13 protein-coding genes and 1 pseudogene are annotated in these 15,296 nt (G+C 62.9%); 9 read left to right on the top strand and 5 right to left on the bottom strand.

Annotated elements, in window-relative coordinates; genetic code table 11:
• Positions 1–159: 159 nt before the first annotated feature.
• Entirely contained in the window at positions 160–3,192 is a 3,033-nt protein-coding gene (locus KQ659_RS06685; protein WP_216689545.1) for a CheR family methyltransferase, read from the top strand.
• 9 nt (positions 3,193–3,201) lie between these two features.
• Here KQ659_RS06685 and KQ659_RS06690 read toward each other — a convergent pair whose 3' ends face one another.
• Positions 3,202–3,648 (bottom strand): BLUF domain-containing protein, encoded by a 447-nt coding sequence (locus KQ659_RS06690; RefSeq protein ID WP_216689543.1) that lies wholly within the window; start codon positions 3,646–3,648, stop codon positions 3,202–3,204.
• Positions 3,649–3,928: 280 nt separating this feature from the next.
• Between KQ659_RS06690 and KQ659_RS06695 the strand changes: the two genes are divergently transcribed.
• A complete protein-coding gene (locus KQ659_RS06695; protein ID WP_216689541.1) occupies positions 3,929–4,936 on the top strand; it encodes a BLUF domain-containing protein in 1,008 nt (335 codons plus the stop codon).
• Positions 4,937–5,018: 82 nt separating this feature from the next.
• Positions 5,019–5,426 carry a hypothetical protein gene (locus KQ659_RS06700; protein ID WP_216689539.1) on the top strand — a complete coding sequence of 136 codons (408 nt, stop codon included), beginning with the start codon at positions 5,019–5,021 and terminating at the stop codon, positions 5,424–5,426.
• 194 nt (positions 5,427–5,620) lie between these two features.
• Here KQ659_RS06700 and KQ659_RS06705 read toward each other — a convergent pair.
• Positions 5,621–6,819, bottom strand: a pseudogene (locus tag KQ659_RS06705) (ISLre2-like element ISRsl1 family transposase).
• Between the two features lie 98 nt (positions 6,820–6,917).
• Between KQ659_RS06705 and KQ659_RS06710 the strand changes: the two are divergent.
• The 5 genes from KQ659_RS06710 to KQ659_RS06730 all read left to right on the top strand — a co-directional run bounded on the left by KQ659_RS06710 (position 6,918) and on the right by KQ659_RS06730 (position 12,536).
• A complete protein-coding gene (locus tag KQ659_RS06710; protein ID WP_216689537.1) occupies positions 6,918–8,900 on the top strand; it encodes a PAS domain-containing sensor histidine kinase in 1,983 nt (660 codons plus the stop codon).
• Positions 8,901–9,019: 119 nt separating this feature from the next.
• Complete coding sequence (locus KQ659_RS06715) at positions 9,020–10,135, top strand: cytochrome-c peroxidase (protein WP_216689536.1); 1,116 nt, start codon at positions 9,020–9,022, stop codon at positions 10,133–10,135.
• Between the two features lie 322 nt (positions 10,136–10,457).
• Entirely contained in the window at positions 10,458–11,630 is a 1,173-nt protein-coding gene (locus KQ659_RS06720; protein ID WP_216689534.1) for a carboxypeptidase regulatory-like domain-containing protein, read from the top strand.
• Between the two features lie 130 nt (positions 11,631–11,760).
• Positions 11,761–12,075, top strand: coding sequence for an outer membrane beta-barrel protein (locus tag KQ659_RS06725; RefSeq protein ID WP_216689532.1), 315 nt, complete (start codon positions 11,761–11,763; stop codon positions 12,073–12,075).
• A 233-nt stretch (positions 12,076–12,308) separates the two neighbouring features.
• On the top strand, positions 12,309–12,536 hold the full coding sequence (locus tag KQ659_RS06730) for a heavy metal-binding domain-containing protein (RefSeq protein ID WP_216689530.1): 228 nt from the start codon (positions 12,309–12,311) through the stop codon (positions 12,534–12,536).
• 148 nt (positions 12,537–12,684) lie between these two features.
• Here the strand turns inward: KQ659_RS06730 and KQ659_RS06735 are convergent, their stop codons facing one another.
• Positions 12,685–13,797: an IS4 family transposase gene (locus tag KQ659_RS06735; RefSeq protein WP_216688119.1), complete on the bottom strand. Its 1,113-nt coding sequence runs from the start codon at positions 13,795–13,797 to the stop codon at positions 12,685–12,687.
• Between the two features lie 89 nt (positions 13,798–13,886).
• On the opposite strand from KQ659_RS06735, the gene KQ659_RS06740 reads away from it, so the two are divergent.
• Positions 13,887–14,102: a heavy-metal-associated domain-containing protein gene (locus KQ659_RS06740; protein WP_216689529.1), complete on the top strand. Its 216-nt coding sequence runs from the start codon at positions 13,887–13,889 to the stop codon at positions 14,100–14,102.
• 71 nt (positions 14,103–14,173) lie between these two features.
• On the opposite strand, the gene KQ659_RS06745 is transcribed toward KQ659_RS06740, so the two are convergent.
• The gene (locus KQ659_RS06745) at positions 14,174–15,076 is read right to left on the bottom strand and encodes a T9SS type A sorting domain-containing protein (RefSeq protein ID WP_216689528.1); all 903 of its coding nucleotides are present in this window, start codon (positions 15,074–15,076) and stop codon (positions 14,174–14,176) included.
• A 42-nt stretch (positions 15,077–15,118) separates the two neighbouring features.
• Complete coding sequence (locus KQ659_RS06750; protein ID WP_216689527.1) at positions 15,119–15,259, bottom strand: hypothetical protein; 141 nt, start codon at positions 15,257–15,259, stop codon at positions 15,119–15,121.
• Between the last annotated feature and the right edge of the window lie 37 nt (positions 15,260–15,296).

Consider the following 15,296-nt stretch of genomic DNA (forward strand, 5'->3'; position numbering starts at 1 on the left):
AAATATCCGGGGACGGCGAAGGGCTCGGGCTTTTTCCGGTAAATTTGTTTCTGGTCTACTCCCGGGGCGACTGCGTGCGCCAATGCAAACGGCCACCATCTGCCGCCTGGCGCGCCGCAGGCAGCATCTCCCTGCGGCCCCTTTCATACCCGTTGCCTCATGACTCCCACCGATTCAGCGCCCGTCCCCGGCGAACCCGGTATTCTCATCACCCCGCCCGCAGAAATGCCCCGCGACGGCGATGAGCCCGTTATCCCTGTACTGGCCCGCGAAGTCCGGCACCCTGATTTCTCGCCCGATAAGTTCCCGCTGGTAGCGTTGGGCGGCTCGGCGGGCGCGCTGGCCGCGTTTGAGCGGTTTTTTCGGGCCATGCCGGCCGATAGCGGCATGGCCTTCGTGGTTATCACGCACCTCTCGCCCGACCAGGAATCGGAGCTGGCGCAGGTGCTCCAGCACTTCACCACCATGCCGGTACGGGAAGCCAGCGATGGCCTGCGCGTGCGCCCCAACCAGGTGTACGTGATTCCGCCCAACCGCGACATGAGCATTCTGCACGGAATGCTGCTGCTGTTTGCGCCCACCCAGCCCAAGGGCCGGCGGCTGCCCATCGACTTCTTTTTTCAGAGCATGGCCAAGGATGCGCGCGCCCGCGCAGTGTGCGTCATCTGCTCGGGGCTGGGTTCCGATGGCACGCTGGGCCTGAAAATGGTGATGGAAAACTTTGGGATGGTGATGGTGCAGGCCCCCGAAACGGCCGAGTTCGACTCGATGCCGCGCTCGGCCCTGGCCACCGAGTTTGTGGATTTTGTGCTGCCCGCCGAGCTGCTGCCCGCCAAGCTGCTGGCCTACATGCGCCACCCCGCCACCCGCCCGCGCCGCGAGGAAGCCGAAAGCGCCGCCCGTCCGGCCCACGCCCTGCAAAAGATTTTTCACCTCATCCGGGCCAAAACGGGCCACGATTTTAGCTTTTACAAGCGCAACACGGTGTTCCGGCGCATTGAGCGGCGCATGAACTCGCACCAGATTCGGGAGTTTACGCATTACGTGCGCTACCTTCAGGAAACCCCAGCCGAGGTAGATGCCCTGTTTAAGGAGCTGCTGATTGGGGTAACCAAATTCTTCCGCGACCGCGAGGCGTTTGAGCAGCTGAAGGTGCGCCTGCTGCCGCTGCTGCGCCTCAAGCCCGCCGACAGCACCGTGCGGGTGTGGGCCCCCGGCTGCTCGACGGGCGAGGAGGCCTACAGCCTGGCCATTGCCCTGCTCGAATGCCTGGACGGCCTGGAGTCTACCGCTTACCTCAAGCTCCAGATTTTTGCCACCGACATCAACCCCGACGCCATCGACTTTGCCCGTGTGGGCATTTACCCCGACAACGTGGTGTCCGACGTGAGCCCCGAGCGGCTGCGGCACTACTTTGTCAAAACCGAGGACGGCTACCGCATCAAGAAAGAAGTGCGCGACGTGGTGGTGTTTGCTGTGCACGATTTGAACAAGGACGCGCCCTTCACCAAGCTCGACCTGCTGGTGTGCCGCAACCTGCTCATCTACTTCAGCGCCGAGCTCCAGAAAAACCTTATCCCTTTCTTTCACTACGCCTTGATTACGAATGGCTTGATTTTTCTGGGGCCGAGCGAAAACATTGCTGGCTTTCAGGACTTATTTCAGTCATTGGACGTAAAATGGAAGATTTCGCGGCGTATGGATACGCCGTCGTCGCTCATTCGGCTGGCCAATTTTCCGTTTGCCCTGGCCCGGCAGCATGCCCTGGCTCCGTCCGCTTCTGCCGCTAGTCCCATGATGGCTCATACCGCCCGCAAAGATTCTCCGTTTACTGCGCTGGTCCAGCGCGTGCTGCTGCGCCAGTACACGCCGCCCGCCGTAGTCATCAACCCCAAGGGCGAAATTCTGTACGTGAACGGCCGCACCGGCCGTTTTCTGGAGCCGGCGCCCGGCCTGGGCGCCATGAACGTGTTTGACATGGCCCGCGAAGAGCTCAACTATGAGCTGAGCGAGGCCGTGCACAAGGCCGTGGCCACCCGCCACGACGTGGTGGCCGAGGGCGTGAAGCTGCGCCTTGAAACCGGCGTGCAGCTGCTGCGCCTCACGGTGAAGGTGCTGGAAGAAGGCGAGCCCCTGGCAGGCCTGTTGCTGGTGGTGTTTGAGGAGCAGCCCACGCCCCGGCGGGTGCGCCTGGGCAAAGCCACCCTGGCCCCCGACCACGACGCTCAGGTGCAAACCCTGCAAAAGGAGCTGCAATACACCAAGCACCGCCTCCAGACCACCATTGAGGAGATGGAAATCAGCGTGGAAGAGCTTAAAAGTACCAACGAGGAGCTGCAAAGCGCCAACGAGGAGCTGCAGAGCACCAACGAGGAGGCCATGACCAACAAGGAGGAAATGCAGAGCCTGAACGAGGAGCTGATGACCCTTAACATGCAGTATCTCAATAAAACCGAGGAACTGAGCCAGGCCGCCAACGACATGAAGAACCTGCTCGACGCCACGGAAATTGCTACCATCTTCCTCGACAATGACATGGTGATAAAGCGCTTCACGCCGCCCGTGAACCGCATTGTGAGCCTGCTGCCCAGCGACGTGGGCCGCCCCATCATGCATTTTGCCAATACCCTGCGCCACGAAACCCTGGCCCAGGACGTGCGACAGGTACTCGACCGGCTGGTGACCGTGGAGGCCAATATTCAGACCACCCAGGGCGAGTGGTACGTCATGCGCATTCTGCCCTACCGCACCCTCGATAACTACATCAGCGGGGCCGTTATCACCTTCACCGACATTACGGCCCTCAAAACCCTCGAAGCCCAGCTCCAGGAAAGTGCCCGCTTTGCCGAAAGCATTGCCGAAACCCTGCGCGAGCCCCTGCTTGTGCTCGATACCGAGCAGCGGGTGCTGGCCATCAGCGAGGCCTTTGCCACGCTGTTCGGTCTCGACCGCGACCGCAGCAAGGGCCAGCTGCTGCGCGAGCTCGATGGCGGGGCCTGGCAGCAGCCCGCCCTGCGCGAGCGCCTCGAAACCACCCTGCGCCACCCGGAGCAGTCCTTCCTGGATTTTCCCTACGTGGCTGATTTCCCCAAGGCCGGCCCCCGCACGCTGCGGCTGTTTGGGCGGCCCCTCACCAGCGGCGGGGCGCGCACGGGCCGCCTGCTGCTGGGCGTGGAAGTGGTGCCCGCTTAGCCGTCGGCCTTACGTCTGCTGGGCCGTCTGGCCTGTGGCAATGAAGCCACGCAGCGCCGCCGCCAACTCGGGCCCGGTGCGGGCACGCGGCACACATCGGGCCTGGTTACCGTCGGCGGGTACATGGGCCAGCAGGTCGCGCACCTCGTTGGGCCGCACGAAGCGAAGCACCATGGCCCAGCTGGCAAAGCTGGGCTTCAGGCAGGGGCCTTCGGCCAGGATGTGGCAATCGCGGTGGCGCGGGTCCCGTACGATGTGGTTGTAGTAGAGGTGCCGCACGGCAGCTTCTGTGCCTTCGAGCAGCTGCAGGAACCGGCCGTCGGCGGTGTGGAGCAGCACGCCCGTAATGCCGTGGGTACCGTTGTAGGCCTGCGCCTGCCGATGCAGGGCCCGCAGCTCGGGTGCGTTGAAAGGCACCATGGCTTGGCTCTGGTAGATGAGGTGATATGTCCTCATAATTAAAAAAGTGCGTGGGGTACAGCGCGAAGTGGGTAATGTAGACTTCGAGAGTAGGCGCGGGGGGGGGAGGGGAGGGAACTTAAATATAAGAGAATCATAATAATTTTTGGCGTGTCTTTTATTCTTCGGTTGGGCGCCCCGCTGCGCTAGTGCCCCCAGGAAGCCCTGTGCCTGCCGGGCGTGCAATGCGGAGCGGTGCCACTGAGTAAAAATCCGTATTTATCCGGAGTACAATTGGGATAACCCACAAAGGGGAGGGCGGCGTATGACTAGCTGAATGAATGATGCCTTCCTGATAACTGAAAGCCAGCGTCGGCGGGCCGTGGATTGGGCTGTTGCGATAACAGCCAATACGACGCTCTCGCCCCAGCGCTACGAGCGCCAGCTGCTGGCCCGCTACCAGCTGGGCGACCTCACCATCGACCAGGTTATCGAGCTGCTCGATATCAGTGTGTACCAGATGCTCTACCGTAGCCGGGCCACCGCGCCGCTGAGCGACGAGGCGTTGGGACAGCTTCTCCACACGGCCCGCCGCTTTAATGCGGAGCACCGGATTTCGGACATACTGCTCTATAGCGCCGGGCACTTTGTGCAGGTGCTGGAAGGGTCCGAAGAGGCCGTGCGCAACTTGTACGTCGCCATTCAGCAGGATACCTGGCACACGCAGGTGGTGACGGTGAGCGCCGGCCCAACGGCCGAGCGGCACTTTGCCGGCTGGAGCATGGCCTTTGGCCGCGTAGCGACGCCCGACCTGGACCGTACCTTGCGGGCACCGCTGCTGCCAGCCCCGCCAGCCCCGGCCAGGGTTGGCAAGAAAGCCAAAACCAAGCCCTGCCCACCGGGGCGTACTCCTCCTGTTTTTAATCCTACACCGTTGAGCACTTATACCCTGAGCTACCGCCCCGACCTCGACATCGTGTTCCTGCGCTGGCTGTCCCCCGACACCCTGGCCGAAGCGCAGGCCTCGTACGAGGCGACCCTGGTGTTGGCGCTGGCCCACGGCTGCGGCAACTGGCTGCTCGACTCGCGCCGCTCGGGCCCGCTCAAACTGGCCGAAACCGCCTGGCTCACTCACGACTTCTTTTCGGTGGCCGTGGCGCAGCTGGCCCCGCGCCGGCTGCGGCTGGCGGTGTTCAGCTCCATGCAGCGCCTTGAGCAAATGCGCCACGATGCCGAAGTAGTTCCGGCCGTGCAGGCCGCCCTCGCGGCCACGCAGCCCTACGAGGCCGCCATCTTTATGGGCGAGGCCGAGGCGGTGACCTGGCTGCAGGACCCGGCGGCTTAGGCCACCCGCCGGCCGGGGCGCCATGTCCCGGGCCGGGAAGTATTTTTGCCGCTTCCGTTGGCACCGCCATTCTTTTTTGCCCATGCCCGATTCTGACTTTCCCGACTACGCTTACCGGCCCGACCTCGACCTTTTCACCGTGCGCTGGCCTACCCACGAGCTGGTCGCTACTTCCCGCAGCGACTACGAGGCCCTGCTGCTGCTGCCCGAAGCCCGACGCACCACCCGCTGGCTGTTCGATGTGCGCCGCCGGCCCTACACCGATGCCACCAGCGCCCGCTGGGTCATCACCGACTGGCTGCCCCGGGCGGCGGCCCTGCTGCCCGCCCCCCTGCGCCTGGCCTACCTGGTAGCTCCCACCCGCGCCGCTGAGCTTGCCGCCGATACGGCGATAGGAGACGAGGTGCGGCCGGCCACCCTACCCGGCCTTCCCTACCTGCTGCGCCCCTTTGCCGACGAGGGCGCGGCCGTGCGCTGGCTGCTGGCCTGAGCCCGGGGCTATAAACGATAGCACTTACCAGCTCTGGGGGGGTGCACCTCGGTGTAGGCGCTGGCCGCACTAGCTGAATGGAACTGGCTGAGCATACGGTGGGCGGGTAATTATTGGGAGAAGCAATACAGATGCCCGGCCACCGGAAAGCCGGTGTTTTTAGGCACTTCCGGCGGGTGCAACCCAAATTGTCGCTATGCCTGCCTGAGTGGGTTGCAGGGTTCAATGCGTTGTCGTACCAAGTGCCACCGATTACTCACCGCGCAAACGCGCAGGGTCAAGACCCGCTGTGCGCCGTTGTTGCTCCAGCGTTGCCCCGCCCGCTTTAAGCGCCGTTGCATCACCGTGCGGTGAGCGGATTCGATGGCCCCCGAGCCAATCAACAACCCGCGTTCGCGGTACGATTTATAATCCATCCGGTCGCGGTTTGATTGCAGGTACGCACCGACGGAATGGCGCAAGGCAGGGGCTATTTTCAACTGCTGGAGGTTTGCCAATACTTCGTATAACTTACTGTATAATAGTAATTTGCGTTGTATATCAAACCAGTCGGCAGCCGCTTATCCGGTCCCAAGACCCGCCTTTCCGGCTTGGCCAATGTGTTCCATGGCGTGGTAGAGGTCCAAAATCAGCGTTGCCTGCGGACACGTTTTTTCCATCAGCTGACGCAGCCACAGCGCCCCGTCGCTGATAAAAACCAGGTCGCGCCCCCGGCCGTTGTAGGGGGCGAGTTGCGTCGCTAACTTGACCCCAAACGCCGCCGCATTTCCTCGATGGCCCACAAAAACGGATGAGGCAATGTGCCCGCCCCGCTCCTCTACGGCGCTCGTTTGCAGGGCTGTAGCCGCAAAAATACGGCCCAGTTTCACTTCTTTGTAGCCTTCGTCAGTCAGCAGCATGGCCCCGTCCGCCTGCGCGTAGACGACCCCCACGGCGGCGGCATCGGCGGCGGCCAGGTCTATATCGTCGGCGATGGCCCCGCCGTAAAAGTGCGTCAGGCGGTCAATTTGGCTGGCCCCCACGGATAGGCCCAGCAACGTTTCGACCAACGCGGCGGCCTGTTGATAGACCTCGAATTGCCCCAAAAAAACCAGTTTCTCCTGTAGGTAGGGGCTGACGCCAAACCCGTTCGGATGATGGCTAAATTCCTGATTGTTCGCTATATGAATCTGACCAAAGCGGGTCGTTATCTTTTTTTACGGCGGTCAGCCGGCACAACGCCGACGTTGCGCTCCAACACTTGACGGTCCAAATCCATCCAGATGGCTTCAAAGGATTTCTCGTAACCGTAAAACGTCGGCTGGGTCGCAAGCGCCTGCAAATCGTCGTATTTTTGCTCGGTCAATGCCAGATATTCAGCCTTGCTCATGGCGGGGGTAGGTGCTGTTGTCATGACACAAGTTAATCCGAATTTAGCGACAATTTGGGTTGCACCCCACTGGCCCGGCGCGCTGCCTTGCTTACCTTCACAATCTACCTTGCTTCACCGCCATGCTGCCCCCCGATACTCCAGCGCCCCTCACCGATTTGCACGCCTCGCTGCTGGAACTGCGCACCCGGGCCGAACAGCGCCGGGCGCTGGTGACCCAGCCCACCGAGCTGCACTCCCCCGAAGAAATGCAGCGCCTGGTGCAGGAGCTGCAAGTGCACCAGATAGAGCTGGAAATGCAGTACGAAGAGCTGCTGCTGACCCAGACCGAAGCCCAGGCCGCCCGCAGCCAGTACGTGGACCTCTACGACTACGCCCCGGTGGGCTACTTCACCCTCACCGATACGGGCCTCATCGAGCAGCTCAACTTTTGCGGGGCCCGGCTGTTGGGTACTGTGCGGCAGCAGCTGGCGCGGCGGCGCTTTACCCTGTTTGTGGTTTCGGCCCGGCGCCTGGATTTTGAGCAGTTTCTGGCCCGCGTGTTCAGCAGCGACAGCACGCAGAGCATCGAGCTGAAGCTGCAGCAGGAAGACGGTACCACTTTTTTCGGGCAGCTCGAAGGCCTGCGGGTTGATAGCCCCGCGGGCCCGCAGTGCCGCCTGGCCGTGCTCGACACCACGGCCCGCCAGCAGGCCACTACCGCCCTAGCGGCCAGCGAAGCCCGCTTCCGCAAGCTGTTCACCGAAAGCTATTCTGCCGTGGTGCTCGTGCAGGGCTACCACTTTGTGGATTGCAACGCTGCTGCCCTGCGCCTGCTGGGCACCACCGACCGGCAGCAGCTGGTGGGCCAGGTGGCCTGGGCTCACTCCCCCGAGTACCAGCCCGACGGCCGCCGCACCATCGACCTGTTTCACGACACCATGGCCGAGGCCCTGCGCACCGGCTCGCAGCGCTGCGAAGCCGTGATGCGCCACGCCACGGGCAAGGAAATATGGGTTGAGGCTGTGTTTACGCCCATCGAGCTGGGTGGCTCCACGCCGGTGGTGCACACTGTGTGGCGCGATATCACGGCCGCCCGGCAGGCCCAGCAGCAGCAGCGGCAGAGCAAGGGATTTACCGAAAGCCTCCTCGATAACACCTTCGACGGTATTATTGCCGTTGACCAGGCGCAGTGCATCACGGCTTGGAATGCCCAGGCCACCACTTACTTTGGCCGCGAAGCCGCCGAAGTGCTGGGCCGCCCCCTGGCCGAGGTGTTGCCTTACCTTAACAACGAATCGCAGCAGCTCGTGGCCCGGGCGCTGGCCGGCGAGCGCATCGACCTGTTCGGCCGCGAGTTTCAGCAGCAGCCCGGCCGCTACGATGTCCACATCGTGCCGCTATACCACAATGGCAAAAGCCAGCCCAGCGGCGTGCTCACGGTGGTGCGCGACGTGACCGAGCGCGACCGCCTGGCCGAAGAGGCCACTCAGCAGCGCCTGCGTCGGCAGCAGGAAGTGCTGGCCGCCATTCTGGACACCCAGGAAACCGAGCGCAAGCGCATTGCCGAAGCCCTGCACAACGGCCTGGGCCAACTCCTCTACGCCACCAAGCTGAGCCTGGCGGGCCGGGCCGGGGTGCCGGGCCTGGCCCGCGAGTCATTGAAGCTGCTGGATGAGGCCATCCGGGCCACGCGCACCATTTCCTTTGAGCTCACGCCCGGCGTGCTCGAAGACTTTGGCCTTCAAACGGCCCTGCAGGAGTTGGTGAAGCGCATTGCGCCGTCCGGCCTGCCGGTGCGCCTGCACTTGCTTGGCCTCGGCCACCGCCTCAATTCCCAGGCCGAAATTGGGGTGTACCGCACGGTGCAGGAGCTGCTCAACAACGTGATGAAGCATGCCCACGCCACCGAAGCCGTGGTGCACGTAGCCTACGAAAACGGCCGCCTCGACGTAAGCGTGGAAGACAACGGCTGCGGCTTCGAGCCGGCCGCGCTGGTGGGACAGCCGCTGGCGGGCATTGGCCTGGCCGGTGTGCGCAACCGGGTGGCCCTGCTGGGCGGCCGGCTGGCCATCAGCTCGCGCCTGGGGCAGGGCACTATCGTGAGCTTCGAGCTGGAAGTGTGAGGCCCTGGTTGAGAGTTAGGAGTTAAGAGTTAGGAGGGAAGGCACAAGCTCATCCCTCTTAACTCTTAACTTAGCTCTTCCGCCTTCCCATTAACCACTCTTTACTCCTGAATACCCAAATGCGGAAGGCTACGAAAACAACCGCCGCGTGGCTGTGCGCCGGCCTACTGGCCCTGGTCGGCTGCCAGCACGACCGCGACACCGTGGACCCGGAAGGTCCGGTAGTGCCCCCCACGGCCTATAACCTGACGGTGCCCGGCAACTTTCCGCCCCTGCCCGCCACCCCCGCCAATAACCCCCTGACGGTGGAAGGCGTGGCGCTGGGCCGGCAGTTGTTCTATGAAAAAAGTCTGTCGGTGAACAGCACGCTTTCCTGCGCCAGCTGCCACCGCCAGGAGCTGGCCTTCACCGACGGGCTGGCCCACGCCCGGGGCGTGAACGGCGGTACCACGCTGCGCAACGCCATGCCGCTGGCCAACCTGGCCTGGGAGCCCCTGCTCACCTGGGATGGTGCCGCCAGCAGCCTCGAAGCCCAGGCCCGCATCCCCATCGAAAACCCTGTGGAGATGCACCAGTCGCTGGTCACCGGCGTGGCCCGCCTGCAAGCCACAGCGGCCTACCCGCCGCTGTTCCGTAAGGCTTTTGGCAGCAGCACGATTACGGAGGATAACCTGCTCAAGGCCCTGGCCCAGTTCGAGCGTACCCTGATATCTAGCAACTCGCGCTACGACCAGTACCAGCGCGGCAACCGTGCCGCCCTCACCAGCTACGAGCAGCAGGGCCTGGTGCTGTTCGTGACGCACCCCGACGGGCCGGCCGGCATCCGGGGCGGCAACTGCCAGGACTGCCACGGCGGCAGCCTGCAAACCGACCACGCCTTCCGCAACAACGGCCTCGACGCCACCCTCACCGACCTGGGCCTGGGCGCGCAAACCGGCAAGCCCACCGACAATGGCAAGTTCCGGGTGCCCTCTCTGCGCAACATCGCCCTCACGGCCCCTTACATGCACGACGGCCGCTTCCCCAACCTCGACAGCGTGCTGAGCCACTACAACGAGCACATTGCCACCGCCAGCCCCAACCTCGACCCGCTGATACTGAACGGCAGCAATAACAAGCTCGGGGCCGGCCACCCCTTGGGCCTTACCCGGGACGAAAAGGCCAAAATCGTGGCCTTCCTGCGCACCTTCACCGATACCACGTTCACCCACGACCCGCGCTTTGCTAAGCCGTAGTTGCCGTACCGTGGACGCTGCGAGTCCGCGCGTCTGGCGGTTCAAGCGCATAGACCGCCAGACGCGCGGACTCGCAGCGTCCACGGTACGGCAGCACGGCACAGAATTGCCACAGGTTCGGACTGCGATTTTGGGGCTGCAAGCAGCTAGTGCGGGGGAATGGGGTCATTTACGCCAGTGAATCGATGACTTTTAGGGATAGGACTTACGCAGTTGAAGCACTAACCAACTGAAAAACAGCAATACAATAAATATATGTCTTTAATGCAAGTCGTTGATTTTCAGGTTGCATAGCTTTTGAAGTGCGTAAGTCCTAAGGGATATGAAACGTCTACTCGCCGCCCTCGTGCGGTTTTTTAGTGCCCGCGCCATTGGGCTGGGGCAAAAGCAGTTTTGGGGTGGGATGTTGTTGATGGCAATGCTGGCCAGTCCATCCACTGCCCGGGCGCAGGCTAGTGGCACCGTGAGCGGCCGGCTGCTCGATGCGGCCACCAACGAGCCGCTGCCCTTCGCCGGCGTGGTGCTGCTGCGGGCCACGGACTCCAGCTTCGTAGCCGGCGCACAGACGCTGGAAACCGGCGCGTTTGTCATCGAGAAAGTGCCTTTTGGCAGCTACGTGCTGCGGGCCTCGGTGGTGGGCTACTGCCCCGGGCAGCGCGCCGTGGCCCTCACGGCTGCTGCGCCCACGCTCCAGCTGGGGCCGCTGCGCCTGCGCGTGGCCGCCACCAAACTGGCCGAAGTAGTGGTGAAGGGCGAGCGCGCCATCGTGACCGATAACCTCGACAAAAAGGTAATCGACGTGACCAAGGACCTTACCGCCACCGTCGGCACCGCCGTGGATGTGCTCCAGAACGTGCCCAGCGTGACGGTGGACCAGAGCGGCGCGGTAAGCCTGCGCGGCTCGACGAATGTGAGGATTTTTGTGGACGGCAAGCCCACCGGCGTCACGCTCGCCCAACTGCCGGCCAGCTCCATTCAGACCATTGAAGTGGTCACCAACATCGTGCTGAAAAAGGAGCGCCAGGATGGCTGGAACGGCCAGGCCAGCGCCACCGCCGGCACCGGTCAGAAGTACAACACCTCCCTGGGCCTGAACTACCACAAGGGCAAGGTGAACGTGTTCGGCTCCTACGACTTTCGCGACGACCGGCGCACGGGCTACGGCTCGGTGCGCCAGCGCACCACCCGCGCCGATACCACCGTGGTGCTGAACCAGGACCGCACCAGCGTATCGCAGGGCATTTCGCACGCCGTGCGCCTGGGCCTGGACTACGCCCTCACGCCCGACCAGACCCTGACCCTGACCGTGCAGCCGCGCTTCAACACCCAGGATAACCGGGTAAATATCCTCTCGACCCAGACCAACCTGAGCACCGGCGCTACGCCGCCGCTGGGCAATACAGCCGTTACGTCACCAACGCTGGCACCGCGAAGCCGGCCGATTTCAGCCTCGACTACCGCCGCCTGTGGCCCGCGCAGAAGCGCCGCGAGCTAACCGCCAACGCCATCTACATGCCCGTGCAGTACAATGTCGGGGTGAATTCGGATGTGAATTTTTGCGACCAGACCACCGGCTCCCAGCACCAGCAGTTCAGTATCTAGTGGTCTGACTCGATTTGCAGCTCTTGGCCAACTACCGCTCGCCGGTGGTATCGGCCCTGGGCCAGCGCCTCACCCAGTTCAGCGCCGACTTTGCCGCCAAGCAGAGCGTGCTCAAAGACAAGGGCAACATCACGCTGCGGGTGTCCGATATCTACAATACCCTGCAATTCAACTTCAACGCCTACGGCCCCGGCTTCGAGTCCTTGGCCCGCAACAAGCGCGAGTCGCGCATTGTGTACCTGGGCTTCACCTACCGCTTCGGCAACGCGGGCGACACGCCCCGCAGTAAGCGCAAAGACGAGCAGCCCGACGACGCCGGCGGGCGCGGCTGCGAGTAAGCGGCCGTTGGAAAATGGCGTTTGTCATTCCGACGAAGGAGGAATCTGAGCAAAACCAGGCAAGAGCCGTCGTCAGAGTTCTCCTTCGTCGGAATGACAAACGCCTGTTCGAATAGGTGCTAAGCCGCCGGCGTGAGCAGCCCAAACGGAACCTTACGCCTTAAATTTGCCGTTCGGCTGCCGCTACTGCCGCGGCGGTAGTTTCCTTGCTTTTTCTTCTTCCGGACTCCCTGATGTTTCCAAAAATTCCCGCTTTCCTGCTGGCTGCCCTTTGTTCAGCCCCCCTGCTGCTGAGCAGCTGCGAGAGCCCGAAGTCCGCCGCCGCCCCGGCTACGACTACGCCCGCCGCCACGCCCGTGGCCGAAGCCAGCTATGAATGCCCGATGGGCTGCGCCGGCAGCCAAAGCAGCAAGCCCGGCAAGTGCCCCACCTGCGAGATGGAGCTTGTCAAAAAATCGTAGCTGCAAGCCGCTCGTGTCAGAATTCTGCAGCTTTGCATAGGAATTCTGTGCCCGCCAGCGGGGGCTGTAGTCATAATTTTACAGTGTCGTCCCCATACCAAAGGTCGGGCGCTTTCCCACTGCTTAACTGGTCAATTCCATGTCTACTCTACCCTACTATTTTTAGTAATTGATTTTTAGCAAGTTGCCTCGTAATCCAGTTCAGTAGCGTTTCAACCAAGCGGGCCAATGGGTCCTCGGGCAGGGTCAGCGGGCGGGCGAGTTGGCGGAGCAGATTGAGGCCGTGGCGGCTCAGGCTGGCGGCCCGGTAGCCGTGGTTTTTGCGGGCAATGGGCTGGCGGCCGCCGTGGGCGGCCGCGCCCACGCCCAGACAAAACGCGTAGGCCAGGCTGACCAGGGCCACGAGCTTGCGCAGCTTTTGGAAACAGCGCAAGTGGGTGGCTTCCAGGTTAAAGCCCCGCCCTTTCAGATTTTGAAAGCATTGCTCAATCGTCCAGCGCTTGGCATAGAGTTGCTCGAGGTGGTTCAGACCGGCCGTGGCAAACAGGAAGACAAACGCGTCCGCCGCCACGGCCTTGACCCAGACCTGCCCCCAGACTCCGTCGACCTGCACGTGGGCGAAGCGGCGCACCTGCCCCGGCACCAGGCCCAGGTCGGCCACGGCCTGCCGCCGGCCGTCGGCGTGGGTCAGGCAGTGGTGCTTGGGCAGGCGCATGACAAAATTAAGCCCATTGTCTTTGAGCCACTTGAACCACGCATGGCCGACAAATTCCCGGTCGCCCACGACCAGGCCGATGCGGTCTTTGCCCAGCAAGGCCAGGCACTTTTCGAGCACCGCGATGCGGTCGGCGGCGTTGGAGTTGCCGCTGCGGTTGTCGAGCAGGTGCCAATAAAGGGGCACGTGGACCTCGCCCGTGCCGACGGTGACGAGCAGGATGTTCACTTGGCACTGGCCGAAGTCCCACTCCGTGCGGTCGAGGCATAAGCGCAGCTTGCCCTGCGCAGGCAACAAACTCAGTAAAATCCTGGCCACCAGTACGTAATTGAGGTCTACTTCGCGGAAAAAGTCCTGAATGCGCGTTTCGTTCGAGGCGGGCTTGGCCGCGTCATTGAGGTGCTGGGCCACCTCGCCGAATTGCACGTTGCGGCTCTTTATCAGGCCAAGAATAAACTGGCCCACAAACTTTTGGCGGGACAAGTGGCCCACAAACGGGGCCTGCTGCAAAAGCGTCGTAATTTTAGCGGCGAAGTGTTGCTTCACGGGGCAGAACGGGTTTTTGGTGGTGTCGTAACCCCAAAGGTCGGGCTGCCCCGTTTTTGTACCTGAAAAATAGTAGGGTAGAGTATTCCATGTCAACGCTTCGTTTCAAAACCACCATCAACTGCGGCGGCTGCATCAAGGCCGTCACGCCCGGGCTCAACCAGGAAGTTGGGGCCAACAACTGGCAGGTTGATACCGCCAATGCCGATAAAATCCTCACGGTCAATTCCCCTACGGCCATCGCCGCCCAGGTTGTGAAAGCCGTGCAGGACGCCGGATTCGAGATTCAGGCCCTGGTGGCCTAATCCTTTCATAATCAGTAAAAAAGGCGGCTCCGTAGTGGAGCCGCCTTTTTTGCCTTTTGACCTTGCCAAAGCTACTGCACCACCACTTTTCGGCTGGTGAGCTGGTCGCCGATTTGCAGCCGGACCAGGTAGGTCCCGGCGGGCAGGCTGCCGAGGGCAAACTGCTGGTTGCCGGCCTGCTCGGCATCGGCCAGGGCGCGCACGCGCTGGCCCAGGGCGTTGTACACGGCCAGCGCCACGGGCTGGCGGCCGGCCGGCACGGTGTAGGCAATGGTGGACGTGGCCGAAGTGGGGTACACCTGGAAATGGAGGCTGCTGGCCACGGCGTTGCGGCTGGCCAGCCCGCCCGCGCCCAGCGAGAACGCCACCGACTGCGTGCCGGGGATGGTGGTGAAGTTCGGGTCGGCGCCAAGGGTGGTGGTGCGGCCGGTGATTTGTGGGATTACATCGGAGAAGAAGATGCCGTCGCCGTCGGTGTAGGCGGCAAATAGGTCGAGGCGGCTGCCGGCGGTGAGCAGGGGCGTGCCCAGGGCCGCGAGCGGAATCTCAATCTCAAACCCCGCATTGCCGGTGTTGGCCGTGAGGCTGGCCGTGTTCAGGTAGGCAAATCGGGTGCCGGGCAACACGGTTGCCGAGGAGGTAACCACGGTACCGTTCTTGTTGCCCGAGCCGGTGTACGTATCGGTGCCGGCCGTGGGTGCCCCGGTACCGGTGATGTACGAGGCGTTGCTGAAATAGACATCGGTAGCGCCGGGCCCAGCCGACACGCGGAAGCCGTAGTCCGTCTGCATATCCAACGTGGGCCGGTGCTTCAGGGGCGATTGGTTATCGGCCCCGCCCAGCTGCACCCCCGCCGGAGCACCGCTGCGTAGCGGCGTGTTCAGGTACACTACGAGGGCGCGGTAGCTGCCCGAAGTGGCTGCTTCGGCCGAGCCGGCCACCAGAATATTCAGCGTGGTGGCGGTGTAGCCCATGTACAGGGCTTTCAGGCCCCGGTCGGCGAGATGATTGCCGATTTAGCTGCCGGCCAGCTGGTATTTGCCAGCTCCAGTGCCAATTTCCGCAGCCGTAGCCTGGCCATCGAGGGTGAACTGCGCGTGGGCAGTGAGCGAGGCGACTGTGAGGGCGCCCATCGCTGCAAGCGTAAAGATTTTCATGATGGTGGGTTTTTAAAAGTGGGTTTGAGGATGAAAA

Source organism: Hymenobacter siberiensis (genome assembly GCF_018967865.2).
GTDB classification, from domain to species: Bacteria; Bacteroidota; Bacteroidia; order Cytophagales; family Hymenobacteraceae; genus Hymenobacter; species Hymenobacter siberiensis.

Coding starts and splice junctions, on each gene's coding strand:
- KQ659_RS06685 (WP_216689545.1), top strand. CDS start 160: ATGACTCCCACCGATTCAGCGCCCGTCCCCGGCGAACCCGGTATTCTC.
- KQ659_RS06690 (WP_216689543.1), bottom strand. CDS start 3,648: ATGAGGACATATCACCTCATCTACCAGAGCCAAGCCATGGTGCCTTTC.
- KQ659_RS06695 (WP_216689541.1), top strand. CDS start 3,929: ATGAATGATGCCTTCCTGATAACTGAAAGCCAGCGTCGGCGGGCCGTG.
- KQ659_RS06700 (WP_216689539.1), top strand. CDS start 5,019: ATGCCCGATTCTGACTTTCCCGACTACGCTTACCGGCCCGACCTCGAC.
- KQ659_RS06710 (WP_216689537.1), top strand. CDS start 6,918: ATGCTGCCCCCCGATACTCCAGCGCCCCTCACCGATTTGCACGCCTCG.
- KQ659_RS06715 (WP_216689536.1), top strand. CDS start 9,020: ATGCGGAAGGCTACGAAAACAACCGCCGCGTGGCTGTGCGCCGGCCTA.
- KQ659_RS06720 (WP_216689534.1), top strand. CDS start 10,458: ATGAAACGTCTACTCGCCGCCCTCGTGCGGTTTTTTAGTGCCCGCGCC.
- KQ659_RS06730 (WP_216689530.1), top strand. CDS start 12,309: ATGTTTCCAAAAATTCCCGCTTTCCTGCTGGCTGCCCTTTGTTCAGCC.
- KQ659_RS06740 (WP_216689529.1), top strand. CDS start 13,887: ATGTCAACGCTTCGTTTCAAAACCACCATCAACTGCGGCGGCTGCATC.
- KQ659_RS06745 (WP_216689528.1), bottom strand. CDS start 15,076: ATGGGCTACACCGCCACCACGCTGAATATTCTGGTGGCCGGCTCGGCC.
- KQ659_RS06750 (WP_216689527.1), bottom strand. CDS start 15,259: ATGAAAATCTTTACGCTTGCAGCGATGGGCGCCCTCACAGTCGCCTCG.